The 16121-nt window shown below is 43.4% G+C and carries 15 protein-coding genes and 4 tRNA genes; 5 read left to right on the top strand and 14 right to left on the bottom strand.

Annotation, left to right across the window (positions count from 1 at the left end):
* Positions 1-83 precede the first annotated feature (83 nt).
* Positions 84-2279 carry a ComEC/Rec2 family competence protein gene (locus WCG05_04455; protein MEI8321240.1) on the top strand — a complete coding sequence of 732 codons (2196 nt, stop codon included), beginning with the start codon at positions 84-86 and terminating at the stop codon, positions 2277-2279.
* 76 nt (positions 2280-2355) lie between these two features.
* Positions 2356-3045 carry an RlmE family RNA methyltransferase gene (locus WCG05_04450; protein MEI8321239.1) on the top strand — a complete coding sequence of 230 codons (690 nt, stop codon included), beginning with the start codon at positions 2356-2358 and terminating at the stop codon, positions 3043-3045.
* Positions 3046-3091: 46 nt separating this feature from the next.
* Here the strand turns inward: WCG05_04450 and WCG05_04445 are convergent, their stop codons facing one another.
* The 3 genes from WCG05_04445 to WCG05_04435 all read right to left on the bottom strand — a co-directional run bounded on the left by WCG05_04445 (position 3092) and on the right by WCG05_04435 (position 4847).
* A complete protein-coding gene (locus WCG05_04445) occupies positions 3092-3580 on the bottom strand; it encodes a GyrI-like domain-containing protein (GenBank protein MEI8321238.1) in 489 nt (162 codons plus the stop codon).
* Between the two features lie 3 nt (positions 3581-3583).
* Positions 3584-4366, bottom strand: a complete 783-nt coding sequence (locus WCG05_04440) for a metallophosphoesterase (GenBank protein MEI8321237.1) — start codon at positions 4364-4366, stop codon at positions 3584-3586.
* 202 nt (positions 4367-4568) lie between these two features.
* The gene (locus tag WCG05_04435; GenBank protein MEI8321236.1) at positions 4569-4847 is read right to left on the bottom strand and encodes a hypothetical protein; all 279 of its coding nucleotides are present in this window, start codon (positions 4845-4847) and stop codon (positions 4569-4571) included.
* Between the two features lie 191 nt (positions 4848-5038).
* Here WCG05_04435 and WCG05_04430 point away from each other — a divergent pair.
* Positions 5039-5125, top strand: a tRNA-Leu gene (locus tag WCG05_04430).
* A gap of 9 nt (positions 5126-5134) precedes the next feature.
* On the opposite strand, the gene WCG05_04425 is transcribed toward WCG05_04430, so the two are convergent.
* Positions 5135-5935 carry an RMD1 family protein gene (locus WCG05_04425; protein ID MEI8321235.1) on the bottom strand — a complete coding sequence of 267 codons (801 nt, stop codon included), beginning with the start codon at positions 5933-5935 and terminating at the stop codon, positions 5135-5137.
* A gap of 144 nt (positions 5936-6079) precedes the next feature.
* Between WCG05_04425 and WCG05_04420 the strand changes: the two genes are divergently transcribed.
* Together WCG05_04420 and WCG05_04415 are read left to right on the top strand one after the other, a co-directional pair.
* The gene (locus tag WCG05_04420) at positions 6080-6850 is read left to right on the top strand and encodes an HNH/ENDO VII family nuclease (protein MEI8321234.1); all 771 of its coding nucleotides are present in this window, start codon (positions 6080-6082) and stop codon (positions 6848-6850) included.
* A gap of 496 nt (positions 6851-7346) precedes the next feature.
* A complete protein-coding gene (locus WCG05_04415; protein MEI8321233.1) occupies positions 7347-7715 on the top strand; it encodes a WH2 domain-containing protein in 369 nt (122 codons plus the stop codon).
* A 55-nt stretch (positions 7716-7770) separates the two neighbouring features.
* Here WCG05_04415 and hldE read toward each other — a convergent pair whose 3' ends face one another.
* From hldE to WCG05_04365, 10 genes are all read right to left on the bottom strand, one after another.
* A complete protein-coding gene (gene hldE / locus WCG05_04410) occupies positions 7771-9231 on the bottom strand; it encodes a bifunctional D-glycero-beta-D-manno-heptose-7-phosphate kinase/D-glycero-beta-D-manno-heptose 1-phosphate adenylyltransferase HldE (protein MEI8321232.1) in 1461 nt (486 codons plus the stop codon).
* Positions 9232-9235: 4 nt separating this feature from the next.
* Positions 9236-9829, bottom strand: coding sequence for a D-sedoheptulose 7-phosphate isomerase (locus WCG05_04405; protein MEI8321231.1), 594 nt, complete (start codon positions 9827-9829; stop codon positions 9236-9238).
* Positions 9830-9854: 25 nt separating this feature from the next.
* Positions 9855-10640: an MJ0042-type zinc finger domain-containing protein gene (locus WCG05_04400; protein MEI8321230.1), complete on the bottom strand. Its 786-nt coding sequence runs from the start codon at positions 10638-10640 to the stop codon at positions 9855-9857.
* Positions 10641-10702: 62 nt separating this feature from the next.
* Positions 10703-11119 (bottom strand): nucleoside triphosphate pyrophosphohydrolase, encoded by a 417-nt coding sequence (locus tag WCG05_04395; protein MEI8321229.1) that lies wholly within the window; start codon positions 11117-11119, stop codon positions 10703-10705.
* Between the two features lie 29 nt (positions 11120-11148).
* Positions 11149-11224, bottom strand: a tRNA-Ala gene (locus tag WCG05_04390).
* 56 nt (positions 11225-11280) lie between these two features.
* Positions 11281-11357, bottom strand: a tRNA-Ile gene (locus WCG05_04385).
* Between the two features lie 13 nt (positions 11358-11370).
* Positions 11371-11446: transfer RNA gene (locus tag WCG05_04380), tRNA-Ala, on the bottom strand.
* A gap of 162 nt (positions 11447-11608) precedes the next feature.
* A complete protein-coding gene (locus WCG05_04375; protein MEI8321228.1) occupies positions 11609-12886 on the bottom strand; it encodes an MFS transporter in 1278 nt (425 codons plus the stop codon).
* Between the two features lie 12 nt (positions 12887-12898).
* On the bottom strand, positions 12899-14713 hold the full coding sequence (typA, locus tag WCG05_04370) for a translational GTPase TypA (protein ID MEI8321227.1): 1815 nt from the start codon (positions 14711-14713) through the stop codon (positions 12899-12901).
* 126 nt (positions 14714-14839) lie between these two features.
* Positions 14840-16051 (bottom strand): hypothetical protein, encoded by a 1212-nt coding sequence (locus WCG05_04365; protein MEI8321226.1) that lies wholly within the window; start codon positions 16049-16051, stop codon positions 14840-14842.
* Positions 16052-16121: the final 70 nt, after the last annotated feature.

The following is a 16121-nucleotide window of genomic DNA, read 5'->3' as shown; positions in this document are numbered from 1 at the left end:
AATAGCATCCCCTTTTGTGGCTTTTTTTATATGTATTTTTATGGTAAATGGCTATCTAAAGCTTGTCAAATAATCATTAAAATATGACGGAGGCAACCATAACTATTCTTCAAACCATCGAATCGTTTTTAGATCACCAGAAAAGCCGTCTTTTTCTGTGGATGCCTGTAGCTGTGGCTTTGGGCATTGGGGTTTATTTTAATTTACAACAGGAACCACCCCAAGTGTTGCAGTGGGTATTTCCTGCTTTCTCTCTAGTTCTGGCGGGGGTTATCTATTTTGTGAGTTTTCGATCAGTGCAGGGTGTTCTGATCCTAATGGTTTGTGCCTTGATCGGATTTTCTGTGGCCCAGTTCAGAACCCATTCCTTACAGACACCTCTGTTGCATCGATCTATGGGGATGAAAACTATACAAGGAACTTTGGAAAATGTTCAAGATACGCCCAACGGACGACGTCTTTTGGTGCGTATAGATCACATCAATGAAAAGCAGACGGATCATCCCTTTTTGGTCAGGTTACTGTGCAAAACAAATAAAGATATGTCTTTGCAAATGGGAGATGCAATTGTCTTGAAAGCGAAGATTGCGGCGGTTTCTGGGGCGCCTTATCCGGGGGCCTATGATTTCCGACGACGGGCTTTTTTTGATGGTGTCAGTGGTATGGGATTTGTCACAAAAATTATAGCGGTCACTCCCAAAACCGTATCAGCCAGAGATTCTTTTAAGCGATTTCGGGCTGCGTTAACGGCTTATTTGCAAACCCATTTGACAGGTCAAAATGGTGCGATTGGGGCGGCTCTGCTCACGGGGGATACAGGCGGACTTTCAAAAGAAACGCGGCAACAGTTCGCCGACTCTGGTTTGGCCCACGTGCTGGCCATTTCGGGGCTGCACCTTAGCTTGATTGGGGCTTTGTCTTTTCTGTTTTTTCGGGTTTTATTTGGCCTAATCCCGGGGCTTTTACTGCGGGTTCCTTTGTTTAAATTATCGGCCATAGGGGCCTTGACTAGCAGTTTTCTTTACCTGAATTTGTCAGGGGCCAGCATTCCGACCCAGCGGTCTTTCATCAGTTTTTCCCTGATGATGGTAGCGGTACTGTTAGATCGGAATCCTTTATCTTTACGACTGGTGGCCATTGCGGCCTTGGCTATTTTGCTGATGCAGCCTGAATCTTTGCTGACGCCTAGTTTTCAGATGTCTTTCAGCGCTGTTGTGGCCCTGATTGGGTTCTATGAATGGGGTGGGGTTCCCTTGCAAAGGAGCCTGTCCGACTCATGGCCAAAAAAAATTCTGCTGTACGGCGGGGGTATTATTTTCTCAAGCATTATTGCCTCCTGCGCAACCCTTCCTTTTACTATTTATCATTTTCATAAGTTTTCCCTGCAGGCTATTTTATCAAATCTTTTAGTTTTGCCCTTGCTGACTTTTTGGGTGATGCCTGTGGGCATTATCTGTGTCATTGCCTTTGCATGCGGTTATTCCCTGGATGGGGGTATCAAGATTTTGGGTCAGGGATTGGGCTTGATGCAAAAGGTGGCGGAGCATGTATCAAGTCTTCCCGGGGCCTCAGTTTTTGTGTCGAGCATTCCCCTGTGGGGGCTTGTTTGTTTTGCCTTTGGGGGGCTCTGGCTGCTTATTTGGAAGGGACCTATTCGGTTTGTTGGGTTGGTGGGATTTTGTCTGTTTGGACTTAGTTTTTGTCAGGATGAAAAACCTTTTTTGTTTGTATCGGGGGATGCCAAATCCATTGGAATTGAAAATGGTGGAAAGCTTTATATTTCATCTCCCCGCATCCGATCTTTTCTGCCCGAGGCCTGGGCGGCGCGACTAGGGGTAGACCCAGATAAAACCTTAAAATTTAAAGGCAAAAAGAAAGATAAAGTTTTAGCTCCCGTAGAGTTTTTTGAAGGAGGATGTTTTTTCCAAAGGGGCCCCACGAAAATTGCGTATCTAAAAAACCTGGACTCTTTAGAAAAGGCTTGTGAGCAGGCCGATATTTTGATTGCAGCTGAGCCTCTTAGAAAAGCACGAACCTTTTGTACAAGACCCAAAATTATCATAGATCGATTCGATGTTTTTTTTCAGGGTGCCCATATGATCACAGAAAGGGCAGGGGGATTTTATGTGGAAACAGTTCGGCATTCTCAGAAAGATCGCCCCTGGAGCACTATTCCCAAAAATGAACGATTACTTCGCAAACCTGCGGGATCTTGGACTTCTCGTGTGCGTCAAGTGCAGATCGAAGCCCTCGACCCTGGTTTCATTCGTTCTCCTTAATTTTTTGGAAACGGTACTAGAGATAAGGTTAAAAAACTCTTTGCTTTTAACGGTCGACAATCGCTACAATACGGGCATGACTAAGAAAACAACTTTCCTGTCGGGGCGGTCTGAAACCGTCAAGCTTAAAAAGAAAAAGGGGCGTACTATTTCTTCAAAGAAATGGTTGCAGCGCCAATTGAACGACCCTTTTGTGATGGAGGCCAAAAAGAAAGGTTACCTTTCTCGCGCAGCCTTTAAGTTGCTTGAGCTGGACGAAACCTTTGATTTGTTTAAAAAGAAATGTCGTGTCATCGATTTAGGGGCAGCCCCAGGGGGGTGGACTCAGGTGGTTTTGGAAAAGGTTGATACAAGCAAACCCGAATCCCAAGTGATTGCCTTGGATATTCTACCCATGGATGCTCTTGAGGGGGCCATTTGCCTACAAATGGACTTCACCAAACTGGAATCGGTTGAGGAGCTTTATAAACTTTTAAAGGGTCCTGCAGATGTTGTTCTAAGCGATATGGCGCCACCCTCAACAGGCCACAAAAGCACAGATCACTTACGTATTATTGCCCTGTCTGAAATGGCTTTAGATTTCGCTTTAAAGGTTCTTGCCCCCGGGGGGACGTTTATTTCCAAGGTATGGCAAGGGGGATCAGACGCAGATCTTTTGAAGAATTTAAAAAAGCACTTTAAAACAGTTAAGCACGTAAAGCCTCAAGCTAGCCGGAAAGAATCTGCCGAAATTTATGTGGTGGCATTAGATTTTAAGAAAGCCTAGGTTTTTATTATCGTCCTTCTTACAACGAAACCAATTTCAGGCATTTTTATTTAATCCCAATACAAATATCCAGCACTACATTTTGAGGGTCTTGAGCGCGGTCGTCGTAGATTTCAAAGTCAGCTTGATAGCTTCGGGGGCCACTCAGGTCTTCAGGAGCCATTTGCCAAATTTTTTGCCAGGCTTCAATGCAAACGCCTGGCATAAGGCCGGGGCCCGCCGTGAATTGGGCATAGTTTTGTGCTGGAATGGTAAGAGAGTTTAGGCCCTTTGGCATCTCATTAAAAGAACAGACTTCTTCTCCGATGAAATAAGTGTAATCCCCTTGAAAGTCGTTTTCATAGTCTGTGTAAATACAATAGGTGGTGCCGGGGGATGCGCGATTTTGAATTTTTTCTGGAAGGCCCCGATGAAAATACTCCTGAACTGTGGCCCCAATCTTGGCGGTTGCAGGGTTCATTTCAGCAGCATTGTTGGTACGGGCTGAGATCCCTACAATTTTCATTGCCGGTTTATGGATTAAGATCTTTTTCATTTTCTATAAGGGTACAAAAGGAGCAATTGTCATTATTTTACTATGAGTTTTTTTGTTTTGATAACTATGAAGGCTGTAGGCAGGATTACTTAGGGTCAGTCCCAAACATTTGCTGCCTTCCAAAACATGGGAAGGGGCCGTGCTGGGGGAAATCCAGCACAGGATCCCTCCAAAAACGGCGGAAGCAGCGTGATGGTAATGACCACAGTAAACCCCCATAATTTGAGGATTGGTTAAAATAATCCGCTCTAATTCAGAGCTGTTTTTCAGATTTATTGAAGAAAATAGGGGTTCTTGAACCTCAATAGGAAAATGATGCATAAAAAGCAGAGTGGGTTTTTCGGAATCTTCTTCAAGACGATCTTTAAGCCACTGTATGCGTTCTGGGCATAAAACACCTTCATCTTTATCGGGAATACGCGTATCGAGAATTAATGTTCGAATAAAGCTGCCATTTAAATCGTGTAATGCAAAATGATTGCTCATGAAGGGTTGCTTTGGAAAGACACTTTTTAAGTTTTGAAAGTTATCATGATTTCCGCAGGTCAGAAAATAAGGAGCTTTCAGCTGATCTAATAATTCTTTCGCATGTTCATAAGAAGCCAGATCACCCGTATCCGTAATATCACCCGTGTGAACGACAAAATCAGGATCTAAAGCATTAACTTCTTCGATCACATCTTGCAGACGACGGTTTGTTAAAGTTTCGGTTTTGCTACACCAATGTTCACCTTTTGGCATGATGTGAGTGTCTGTAATTTGAACTATACGAATAAGTGGCTCCATTGGTTCCTCATGAGTTATTGCAGATTGTGTACTGTCGCAGAATGCCAAAAATACTAAAGCATAAAGCAGTATTGAATAAGAAAATTTATGCCATGCCATAAGGCGTCTCCATTGGGATTTACATTAACTAAAGGTCATAATTTTGACAACAAAATTACACCTTCTGTTCTATAAACTACAGAAGGTGTAAAAAAGTTCCCTGTTATTCGTTGATTTCTTTCATTTCTCCAAGGTATTCAAAGCCTGTCACTTTCAAACCCAGATTTTCAGAGGGCACATCATCCGTGGTCCACACAAACTTCATTCTATCAAGATGTGTCTTTTTAGGTCTTTGGAAGCAATACTGATAAGCTGTACCTGCTTTTGTGACAGACATAGCATTTTCAGAACGATACATTACTTTCTTTCCAACGCCTAAAGAACTGCCTTGGAATACTTTGAAAGGAGGCACGTCATTTTGAGAGCTTCCATCTTGTTTCACAAACTCTAAACAAAAATCTTTTGAAAGGCGGCTAGGGCTTTCATAGGCCCAAAAGCGAGAATATTTCCCCCTTTGTTTTTATTAAGTCTATCTTTTGTCAAAAACAAAGTCAAAAATATTCTTTTTCCAGGATTTTAAGTTTTTATCTCTTGAATATATAGGAGCCTTTCGTTAGGTTGGGAACATTCCATGCCCGCGTGGTGGAATAGGTAGACACGACGGACTTAAAATCCGTTGGCTTAACGGCCTTGCCGGTTCGAGTCCGGCCGCGGGTACCACTATTTAATTTAAACGATTTTCCAGACTTCCTTCAACAGGAACAGGGCAATTTCAACTGAGATCAGAATAATAATGATCCACTCGAGCAGAGACGAATGCTGGTGGTTTAGTTCTCCGCCTAACATAGAGAAAAGCTCTTGAATCATTTCCATGCGGCGGTTCAAAACTTCTAAACGTTGGGGAACGTCAAAGTCTTTCAAAATCATTTTATACAGGGATTCGTATTCCGGATATTCCCAAAAGAATTCAGGAATATCTAGCATTTCTGTATGCAAATTCACCGAATGGCGCACAATAAAAATACGGCCCATTTTCTGGGAAATTTCTTTGCGAGATAGGGAGACCTTCCCATGTAATGCCATTTCTTCTGGCATATTTCGCGTATCTTCAATGGCATTCAAAATAACTTCTTCAAAAGTCATCAGCTTAACGGATTGGGACAAAGCAAAAGAAACAACAAGTTTTTTGAAAACTTTCGTGCCAGACAGGGTAATAACCCCGTTGCTTATAAGTGTTTTGGGTTCTTTGCGACTGACTTCGTATTCGAATTCATCTGATTCCTGCTTGTGATAGGGATGGGCTGAGAAATTTTTTAGCGTTTCTAAGATACTGTGTTCAGTCTTTTTAGGAACGTTCCAGAAAACAACACATCCATAATCAAAAAAGAAAATATCGCCCTTTTCTTTGGCCCGAGGAAGGTGAAGAACCTCTTTATTGTGCAGAGAGCACTTGGCGCCCTCACTTTGAAAATGATCGGCTAATTTTTTGAGAGTGTAAGACTCAGCTGTGGAATAGGCAATACAACGCATTTATTCACTATACCAGGGTTCATTAAGAAAAACAACTTTTGAAGAAAAACAATAAAATTTAAATAATAATTAAAATTAACAACAATAAATATTGATTAAAAATTTAATAATAAGTATATAACACTTTATATGAAGAGGTATTTTATGAATAAGTATATATTTTATTTATTATTTTGTTGTTTTTTATTTAATAATTTTGCTAAGTCGTCTTTGTTTTTTGAAATATTAGATGAAAATACTGTGCAACATCCCGTTGCAGCCCGATTAAGTTCTGAATTGCGTATGCCTAACAACGGAAAAATAGAGGCAAGCATGCGGAGCGGTCGTTCAAGTAAAAGAAAATCTTTAGGGCTTTTATCGCCTAGTCATTTGACTCCCGTTAAAATAGAACGTAGGGCTTTATCAGAGCTTACCAATTATATTGGAGATCGTGTTCCCAGTAAAAAAAATCCTAATCCAGTTGTAACACCGCTTAATGCGGGGGCAGTTTTAAGAAAAGCTACTTCTATTGAGATAGGCGCAGTAGGGGGACATTTTGAGTCCTGTGAGTTTTTTGCGCACAAGGTTGACAAAAATGAGCAATTGGTTTTGCAAGCGCATATTTCACCTCTTAAGAAAGATGCTAGGGGAAGAACCAATTTAGAGCGACTTAAATTAGGATATTCACCTTTAGGGGCAGACGATAAACCTATACAATTACACCACTTAACCCAGCAGGATGGGGTATTGGCCGAAATTACTCAATCAACCCATAATAAATATCATGGCAAATTGCATTATAACCTGAAATCAGGAACTTCTAAAATTGATAGAAAAACCTTTGATCGATTCAGAAGGGCTTATTGGAAAAATAGGGGTATTAAATTGAACCAAGCTCTGACCAAATACCAAGCCCTAAAAAAGAAGCTTTTTTAGAAGCGTCCCTACATCCTCTTGGAAATTATTTGACGAGGCTACTTTTTTGTGACACCGTGAAAAAAATAAAGAAAGAATTAGGGGGTATTCGTAAATGAAATTCAAGTTTTTATGTATTGCGTTGATAGGGCTGTATTATGTGCAGGGTGTGCAAGCATCTATGGGAAGTAGGGGGCGTCAAATGCCTGCTGATAAGGGGCATTTGGGTTCAGATATTTTAAAACTTCTACGAGAGCGCTTTCCTGAATCCAATCAACAATCTCTTGAACCACTTGTTGCTGAAATTTTAAAGCGCTCTGATGCATATTGTGTCGTGAGGGAGCGGTCATCATCGCCTCGTCCAACTTCTTCAGTGGAGGAAGGATGGGCTACCGGTTCGAATATTCCACCACCACCTCCTCCTCCTTTTGGAAGCGCGCCACCTCCGCCACCGCCACCACCGCCTGCTCCCTTTTCAGGAACAAAAGGCCATGAGACGCTTTCATTAGCCGAGCAAATAGCCGCTAATAAATTAAAAAAGGGGGAAGAAGTAAGTAACGCCGAGCTGAATCAGGGAGGTAACCCAAAGAGTGCCCTTTTGGCTGAAATACAGGCAGGAAAAAAATTGAAGAAAGTTGAGGTTGCATCGAAGGCTCCTCCCTCAGCAGCTACTTCCGCTGGTGATATTGCAGCACAAATAGCTGCTGGGGTTAAGCTAAAACGGAGACCTAGCCGAGAAGAGAAGCTGGAAGAAAGAGTGGTCACTTCCCCTACTCCTTTGTTTCCAACTTTGAAAAAGACTGGTCTTTTACCAGGGACAGAGAAACCCATACCCAAACCTAGGCCTAGACCAAAATTACCAGAACAAAAAGAGAGTGATGCTTAGAGAGGCATAAGTAAAGAATGGGTCCACGGGAAAGACCCGTTGGATCCATAGGAGCTTACTCCCCAGACATACTCTTAATGGTGCCTGTTGTGCTAAACCCATCCACCAGATTGATCAGCACCACTTGGCCACCGCGGGCTTTCACAAAGGGGCCTCCAACGACTTTGTCGACTGTATAGTCTGACCCCTTGATCAGCACGTCGGGCTCAAGGGCCTCAATCAATTTAAGAGGGGTTTCTTCAGAAAAAATTGTCACAAAATCAACGTCTTGTAGGCTAGCCAGAATCAGGGATCTCTCCTCTTGGTCTTTGATAGGCCGGCTGGGCCCTTTTAAGGTTTTTACGGAAGCATCACTGTTCAGACCGACAATCAGACGGTCACAAGTTTTGTGAGCCTCGTGCAGTAAGAAAATGTGTCCTTTGTGCAGTAGATCAAAACATCCGTTGGTAAACCCGACTTTGTATCCTTTTTTACGCCATTTTCGTATTTGGTCTTGGGCTTGACTCACGGTTCCTATTTTGTCGGCGTACAAATGGCTGAGGGAAGAAAATTGTGAATCCAAAATTTCTTGGGGGCTGACGGTTGCCGTTCCAATTTTTCCCACCACAATAGATCCAGCCAGATTCGCCAGAGATACGGCTTTTTCCAGGGGAACATTCGCCGCCAGTCCAACGGCAAGGGTGGCTACAACCGTGTCACCAGCCCCTGATACATCAAAGACTTCTTTTGCTTGTGTAGGGTAGTGAAGGGGGCTTTTTTTGTCTTGAACCAGGGTCATGCCTTCTTCACTGCGCGTGGCCAACACATTATGAATACCAGTATTTTGAATCAACCAGTGGGCAGCTTTTTCTACCTCTGCATTCGTTTTACAAGGGAAACTAGTTGCTTCTTGCAGTTCTTTCCGGTTGGGCGTCACAAGGGTAGCCCCCCGATAAATGCTAAAATCCTTGCCCTTGGGGTCAACGATTGTGGGAATCTTATGAGCCTGTGCCATCTTTAAAAGGGGCTTAAGCACATAGTCTGGGTGCAAAACGCCTTTGCCATAATCAGATAAAACCAACACTTTGACCTGAGGCATTAGCTTTTCGACTTGATCTAAAATCTTGTCATACACATCCTTGTCAAAGGTCTGAATTTTTTCATAATCAACCCGCAGAAGTTGCTGCTGTTGGGAGCAATATCTATTCTTCAAAATTGTCTGAAAATGGGGTAGTGCCAACAGGGGTTTGGGGGATATATTTTTTTCCGTACATAAGCCTTTTAAAGTTTCCCCATAAACATCTTTTCCCAGTATGCCCACCATATGAGGTGTTGCGCCCAAGGCCGCGATATTTGCAGCCACGTTGCCCACGCCGCCTAGAGTGTAAAACTCCCGGTCTACATTCAAGACAGGAATAGGGGCCTCGGGTGAAATGCGCGAAACGGTGCCGTACACATACCGGTCAAGCATCAGATCCCCCACGCAAAGAACGTGGGCTTTGGGAAAGGCAGCTAAATAGGTGGCTAAATCGTCCATGGTTTTACGCAGGAAATGTTTCTATTTTAAGTTCTTTTTCTAAGGCATCGCACAGCATTTGCCCAATCATAATATGCATTTCTTGAATGCGGGCTGTGGTGTTTGATGGCACAATAATCATGGGGTGGGCAATACCGTGTAAGTCTCCGCCCCCTTTGCCGGTTAGGGTAGCAGCCACAATCCCCATTTCTTTTGCTTTGGTTAGAGCCAGGGTAATGTTGGGACTTTTGCCTGAGGTCGTAATACCAATGGCCACATCCCCTGGTTTGCCAAGGGCTTCCAGCTGACGGGAAAATAAAAATTCAAAGCCCAAATCATTTCCAATAGCTGTTAAGGCTGATGTATCCGTGGTTAGGGCGATTGCCGCAATGGGAATGCGGTTGTGACGATACCGTACAACAAGTTCTGTGGCCAGATGTTGGGAATCCCCCGCGCTGCCACCATTTCCGAAGAAAATAATCTTTCCACCTTTTTGAATACAGGTGACGCAGTGCTCTAGCAATTCACAAAAGGGTTCGTAAATAGCAGACTGTGTTTTTTGAACAACATCCGCATGTTCTTGAAATTCCGCGTTAAAAAAATTCTCAATTGAGGTCATGATTGGCTCTTTCTTTCCTTAGGGGTTAGGGGGCAAAATCCACTAACACTTCTTTAATCTTTGCAGATTCAACATAAGGATAAACGGAAGAAAATTCAACCTTTTCTCCGGGCAGCACAACATCTTTTTCGGGGGCGACTGTTGATTGATACAGCAAACATCTTGAAGGATCTGATTTTGTGCCAAAATTAATAAATTCATCAAACCAGCTGGCGGGCATGCATTCTCCAGTCCCATTTAACTTGATTTGTATTTGGGGGGCTTGACGAACGGACTGAGATGTATTTTCAACAAAGCCTTTTACTATAACGGAGGGGCGGTCGTTATACGTTGTGCGGCTCCAAGAGGTATCACGCAATTTAAAATGAGATGAAGAAATCGTTGAAATGTTCAGGGTATCATACAGAGGCTGGGCTTCTGGCAACAGTTCAACAACTGAATTTTTTCCGAAATATAGGCCTGAGGAAATTAAGCCCAGCAGCACAACAATCATAAAAAGTCTTCTGCCAAAAAAAGAGTGGGCTGACACGAATTCCTCTTCCAGGGCTTCATCCGTTTCTTCCTCGGCGACTTCCTCAGTAACGATATCGTCAGATTCAGGAGTGTTGGCTACTTTTTCATCCAAGCCTTCATAGGCGGGGTCCATAGGGACTGGTTGGCTCTGCAGGGCATCTTGCTTAGAAATACGCCACACATGCTGACAGTTCGAGCATCTTACTTGGCGAGAATAAGCAGCAAACTCTTTCAGCTCAGCCTCAAACTGAGCACTACAAACAGGGCACTGCACGATAATTGCAAAACTTTTAACCATACTTTTACGATAAATGAAACGGGATGATTTTGAAAGGGCAAACTTAAGGGGCGGGGAGACAGTTATTCTTTTGATTTGTCCTCTGTCACTTCAGGATACTCACTGGGATTGTTCAGGAAATACTGGGTGCCGTAACTGGCGGAGGTTCCATCAACATAATCCACAAAAAATCGTTTCTCAAAACCGCCTCGGGATTCTTTTTTCGCCAGGCGTTTTTCTTCAATTTGATCCATAGAAAGGCCCAGGGTTTTTGAAAGGGCGTGCATGACCTCTGACAGGTCGGCTAATTCCTCAAGGGTTTCTTCAATCGTTTTGGCATGAATAACTTCCAGAGTTTCTTCACGAAGCTTATCTTTCAAACGTTCTAAATATTCGGGGGTATCCATGGGGCGCTCGACAAAAGACATACCATGGGAACGCATAAGGTCTGTGGTTTTATCGCGGATAAGTTTGTTGACCTGAAAACGACGTATTTTCATAAGTTATACTTTTTACAAGCCCCAATAAATGGTGGAGGTGAACGGGATCGAACCGATGACCTCCTGCGTGCAAGGCAGGCGCTCTCCCAGCTGAGCTACACCCCCCCAATACGGGACTTTATTTATATACCCGAATCTTCTTGCCATAGCAATGAAGAAACTGGTGGGCCTGGGAAGACTTGAACTTCCGACCTCACGCTTATCAAGCGCGCGCTCTAACCAACTGAGCTACAAGCCCTAACCATATATGTTGGTGGAGCTAAGCGGGATCGAACCGCTGACCTCTACAATGCCATCGTAGCGCTCTCCCAGCTGAGCTATAGCCCCAACATGATGAACAAAATACCATTCCCGAAAAAAGTTGCAAGCTTTTTGTTGAGTATTTCGTGTTAAATGAGGAATGGATCCTCGGATCAAGTCCGAGGAAAGCAGTGGGGGTGGGGAAGGGAGCAGTTTTGCGAAGTAATCGTTAATTTGTGGGGAAGGGGACTAACTCACCGAATCCATGGCTCCTTCATTTCCGAACTGATATTTCGGCAGCCAGGCAATCAGAAGAATACCGGGCAGAGCCGCGATAATCGTAATGAAAAAGAAGGAAATCCAGTTTTGATGCAACTGGTCAACTACCCAGCCGCTAAAGCTCGCGAGCGGAGTGGATAGAGACCACAGAGAGGTCAACAGAGCAAATTGGGTTGCCGCAAAGTTTAGCTTACACAGGCGCGACAAGTAAACGAAGAAAGCGGCAGTCGTCATGCCACCCGTGATGTTTTCAACCGCTACAGATCCATATAAAATGCCCAAGTCATTCTTAAAGTAGGCTAAAACCATAAACATAGAATTGGAAAAAGCATGCAAAAGGCCACACACGAGCAGACATTTGAAAATGTGATACCGTCTGACCAGGGCGCCCCCCAAGAACCCGCCCACGATGGTGGCGCAGATGCCAAAGATGCCGGTGACTGAAGCAATCTGAGTTTTGGTAAAGCCAATGTCCAGATAAAAAGGGGCGGCCATATTATTGATCATGGCGTCTCCAAAGCGGTAGAAAATAACAAAAAGAAAGACCAGAGGCCAAAGGCTAGATCTGTTGGCGAATTCTTGAAAAGGTAATACAACCGTCTGATACAGGGTGTTGGTGGTGGTTTTGGGGTGAGGGGGCTCGGGGTTCATCAACGTCGCAATAATTCCAATACCAATCAGCATGGCCATGACAATATAGGCAAGCGGCCAACTGAAGTTATGGGCCAAATAAAGGGGGCCGGCCTTGGCGGTAATAGATCCCAAACGATAGCCAAAAATCAGCATACTGATGCCTGGGCCGGTCAGGTCTTTATTCAAAATTTCAATACGGTAAGCGTCAATAATGATATCTTGCGTGGCGGCAAAAAAGGCTAAAATGCAGGCGATGCAGCCTGTATACATTAGATCTCCTTGAGAAGGGTTTGATTGACCCATCATAATAAGGCCCAGCACCAAACACACATGCACCAGCAAAAGCCAGCTGCGTCGTTGGCCTAGGCGATGCAAAAAAGGAATCTTGATGGCGTCCACCATAGGCGCCCATAAAAATTTGATGACATAGGGGATGCTGACCAGGGCAAAAAGACCAATACTAGTGTGGTCAATGCCAATTTCTTTCAGCCAAATCTGGGGAGTTGTAACCGCCAGAAAAAACATCATTCCATAGGGGAATGCAAAGAAGCCAATGCTTAAAACGCGAGGTGAAAAATAGGCTTCAAAAAAAGATTTGGGGAAGAATTTTTTCATTTCCCCTTTTCCCTAATCTTCCCGTGAAGAGCGTTTTCTAGCATTAGGATCCAGATGTACTTTTCTAATACGAACAGACGCAGGCGTTACCTCAATCAATTCATCCGAATCAATATAGGAAATAGCCTGCTCTAAGTTCATGGGGCGGGGCGGAGTCAACCGAATCGCATCATCCTTACCCGAAGCCCGAACGTTGGTCAGTTTCTTTTCCCTTATAGGGTTTACTTCCATGTCGCTGGGGCGTGAATTTTCCCCAATCACCATGCCTGTGTAAAGTTCATCACCGGGGGATACAAACAGCACCCCACGATCTTCAATAAACCACAGGGCATAGGAAACAGCTTTTCCTTGTTCTGTTGAAATCAAAACACCATTTCTGCGACCAGAGATTTCGCCCTTGTAAGGACCATAGCTATGGAAAGAACGGTTCATGTTCCCTGTACCGCGGGTATCTGTCAGGAATTCATTTCTATACCCAATGAGTCCACGGGTTGGAACAATAAATTTTAGCCGAGTCTTTGCCCCGTCGATAGGGAACATATCCAGCAATTCACCCTTCCGGATACCAATTTTTTCAACCACGATGCCTACATAGGGTTCATCTACGTCGACTTGCAAGTCTTCCATAGGTTCCAGGCGTTCCTTTGTAACGGGGTCTGTTTTGTACAAAACGCGAGGCCGGCTGATGGAAAGCTCAAATCCTTCACGGCGCATGGTTTCAATCAAAACACCCAATTGAAGTTCTCCGCGCCCTGCTACTTCAAAAGAATCCTTTGCGTCTGACTCAGTCACCTGAATGGAAACGTTGATTTCTTTTTCGTGGAATAGACGGTCACGAATCATACGAGAGGTCAATTTCTTACCTTCACGGCCCGCTAGAGGAGACGTATTCACGCTGAAAGTCATAGAAAGGGTAGGTGGATCAATGGGAATTGTCTTCAACGCTTCCGTGACGCTTGTATCCGCAATGGTGTCTCCCACTGTGGCATCGGGAAGACCGGCTAGGGTTATAATGTCTCCTGCTTCTGCTGAGTCAACAGAAATACGGTTAATACCGCGGAAGGCCATAATTTTGCTGATTTTTCCTTGTTCCTTGACTGTGCTGTCAGGGGCCAATACCTTTACAGGCATGTTGACGGATACCTTGCCTGATGCAATACGGCCCGTCAAAACACGCCCCACGAAGGAATCATATTCCAAAATAGTTGATAAGAACTTAAAGGGACCAGATTTATCTACATTAGGGGGGGAAATGTGGTCGCAAATAACTTTGTAGAGAGGCTTTAGATTTTCCCGGGGATCATCCAGATTCAAAACAGCCCAACCTTCGCGGGAAGACGAATAAACGATGGGGAAATCCAGCTGTTCATCTGTTGCGTTCAAAGAGGCAAACAAGTCAAAAACTTCATTCACAACTTCTTGAGGGCGGCCATCTGGGCGATCAATCTTGTTCACCAAAACGATAGGCTTTAATCCCTGGGCCAAAGCCTTGGTCAATACGAATTTTGTTTGGGGCATGGGGCCTTCTGCTGCGTCTACCAACAAAACAACACCATCAACCATATCTAGAATACGTTCAACTTCTCCACCGAAGTCAGCGTGTCCAGGGGTATCAACGATGTTTAGGCGCACGCCTTCCCACTCAACAGATGTACATTTGGCAAGAATCGTGATGCCACGTTCTTTTTCTAGGTCATTAGAGTCCATCACCCGTTCTTCAATTCTTTCATTTGAACGGAAAGTTCCGCTTTGATGCAACAGGGCATCCACCAAGGTTGTTTTACCATGGTCAACGTGTGCAATGATGGCTAAATTTCTAATATCCATTTTGAATCCTATTTTTAATACAAAGGGCCTTATACCATACCATGAGATGAATTCCCAGAAATATCTAATATCTGGAAATTTAAGCTCAAAATAACTTTGCTTTATTCTTTCTACAAAATCTAGTAATTAATAGCCCCGTTCAGGTAGCTTTTTTGCGTATGAGATAAGAATATCTATGTTTTTCAGGGCTTCTTCTGGTTTGGCAAGTTCTATGTTTCTGGCTACAGATTCTTTTAGACTGGCCAATAGTTCCAATTTTTCAGCCCGTGTTTTGAAAGAAAGATCACTATTGTCTTGAATGATCCGATCTATCTTTGAAATTATTTTGGTTGAGAAAACTTCATAGATATTCGCTAACAGGCCGATTGTAGATATACTTTGGGTTTGAGAAACAACACCCACGCAGGAAAAATGAGCTCCCTCTTCTATAAAAATAGGGGCGCCACTCATGCCCATTGTAAAGGGACCGCAAAGTTCATCATACATTTTATTTTCAGTAATAAGGCGATGATATTGTCGACTTTCTGTGGGGTCAAAAATTTCATCTTTTCCTTTGAATAAACTGTAAGATTTGCTTGCTGTTGGCAAAGATTTTATCTGTTGTACGAATCCTTGTAAAAGAGGTCTATGGACAAAAGAGTTTCCTTCTTTGACAATAAAAGGATTGGGGGCTGGGTTTGTTTTTGCAGGATAAGCTTTTTTCTCCATTCCATGCCAACATTCTCCCGTACTAAATTTAAAGTGTGGAGTAATGCCTACCCCGAGTATTGTCCTTTTTTTTTGAATAAAATCTAAAGGTTTTAACACTATTAAGGGGATCTCCCGACTGACAGGCGTTGAAAGTTTCAGTACAGCAATATCTGTTGGGATTTTAAATGTGTCCTCCTTTACCCTAAGGAAAGGAGAAAGATTTATAATGTAGTTTTCTATAGCCTCAATAAGTGTACTCCCCTGTATTTCGGTTCGAGTGTATTTAATCGCTTTATAGTCAGACAGGGGGAAAATTTTTTCAACGGCTATAAGATTTGTAGACTTTTTAACTTCAGTTGGATCAAATTTGAAGTTTTTGTTCATGGATAATTCTAAATTATCAAAGCTTGCATAGAACGAGCTGTTAGGAGTTGAAATAATATTGTGCAAGGCTGTTAGCGCAAACTGAGGGTGAATTAAGAAACAACTGCCTAAGTTACCACTTAAGTCGTGACCTGAACCGTTGGAGGATAGTGTTAGAAACAGACCAACACTATTAATGGGAAATTGTTTCTCTGCTAGTAACTTGCATGAGGCTTTGTTAGCCTCATAGGGGTCTTGAAAAGACCCAAATGTGTTAGCAGACAAAATAGCTAACAATAAAAAAAAAGGGGCTGAAGTAGCTAAGACCTAAAAGAGGGTCTATAATAGCTAGAAT

This window comes from Alphaproteobacteria bacterium, from assembly GCA_037146715.1.
In the GTDB taxonomy this organism is placed as follows: Bacteria; Pseudomonadota; Alphaproteobacteria; order UBA7879; family UBA5542; genus JBAWWO01.
Note: the sequence above shows the minus strand (reverse complement) of the source record. Positions and strands in the feature narration are given on the sequence as shown.

Coding starts and splice junctions, on each gene's coding strand:
- WCG05_04395 (MEI8321229.1), bottom strand. CDS start 11,119: ATGAAAATACGTCGTTTTCAGGTCAACAAACTTATCCGCGATAAAACC.
- hldE (MEI8321232.1), bottom strand. CDS start 9,231: ATGGACGATTTAGCCACCTATTTAGCTGCCTTTCCCAAAGCCCACGTT.
- WCG05_04445 (MEI8321238.1), bottom strand. CDS start 3,580: ATGAAAAAGATCTTAATCCATAAACCGGCAATGAAAATTGTAGGGATC.
- WCG05_04455 (MEI8321240.1), top strand. CDS start 84: ATGACGGAGGCAACCATAACTATTCTTCAAACCATCGAATCGTTTTTA.
- WCG05_04440 (MEI8321237.1), bottom strand. CDS start 4,366: ATGGAGCCACTTATTCGTATAGTTCAAATTACAGACACTCACATCATG.
- WCG05_04405 (MEI8321231.1), bottom strand. CDS start 9,829: ATGACCTCAATTGAGAATTTTTTTAACGCGGAATTTCAAGAACATGCG.
- WCG05_04425 (MEI8321235.1), bottom strand. CDS start 5,935: ATGCGTTGTATTGCCTATTCCACAGCTGAGTCTTACACTCTCAAAAAA.
- WCG05_04375 (MEI8321228.1), bottom strand. CDS start 12,886: ATGAAAAAATTCTTCCCCAAATCTTTTTTTGAAGCCTATTTTTCACCT.
- WCG05_04400 (MEI8321230.1), bottom strand. CDS start 10,640: ATGGTTAAAAGTTTTGCAATTATCGTGCAGTGCCCTGTTTGTAGTGCT.
- WCG05_04450 (MEI8321239.1), top strand. CDS start 2,356: ATGACTAAGAAAACAACTTTCCTGTCGGGGCGGTCTGAAACCGTCAAG.
- WCG05_04420 (MEI8321234.1), top strand. CDS start 6,080: ATGAATAAGTATATATTTTATTTATTATTTTGTTGTTTTTTATTTAAT.
- typA (MEI8321227.1), bottom strand. CDS start 14,713: ATGGATATTAGAAATTTAGCCATCATTGCACACGTTGACCATGGTAAA.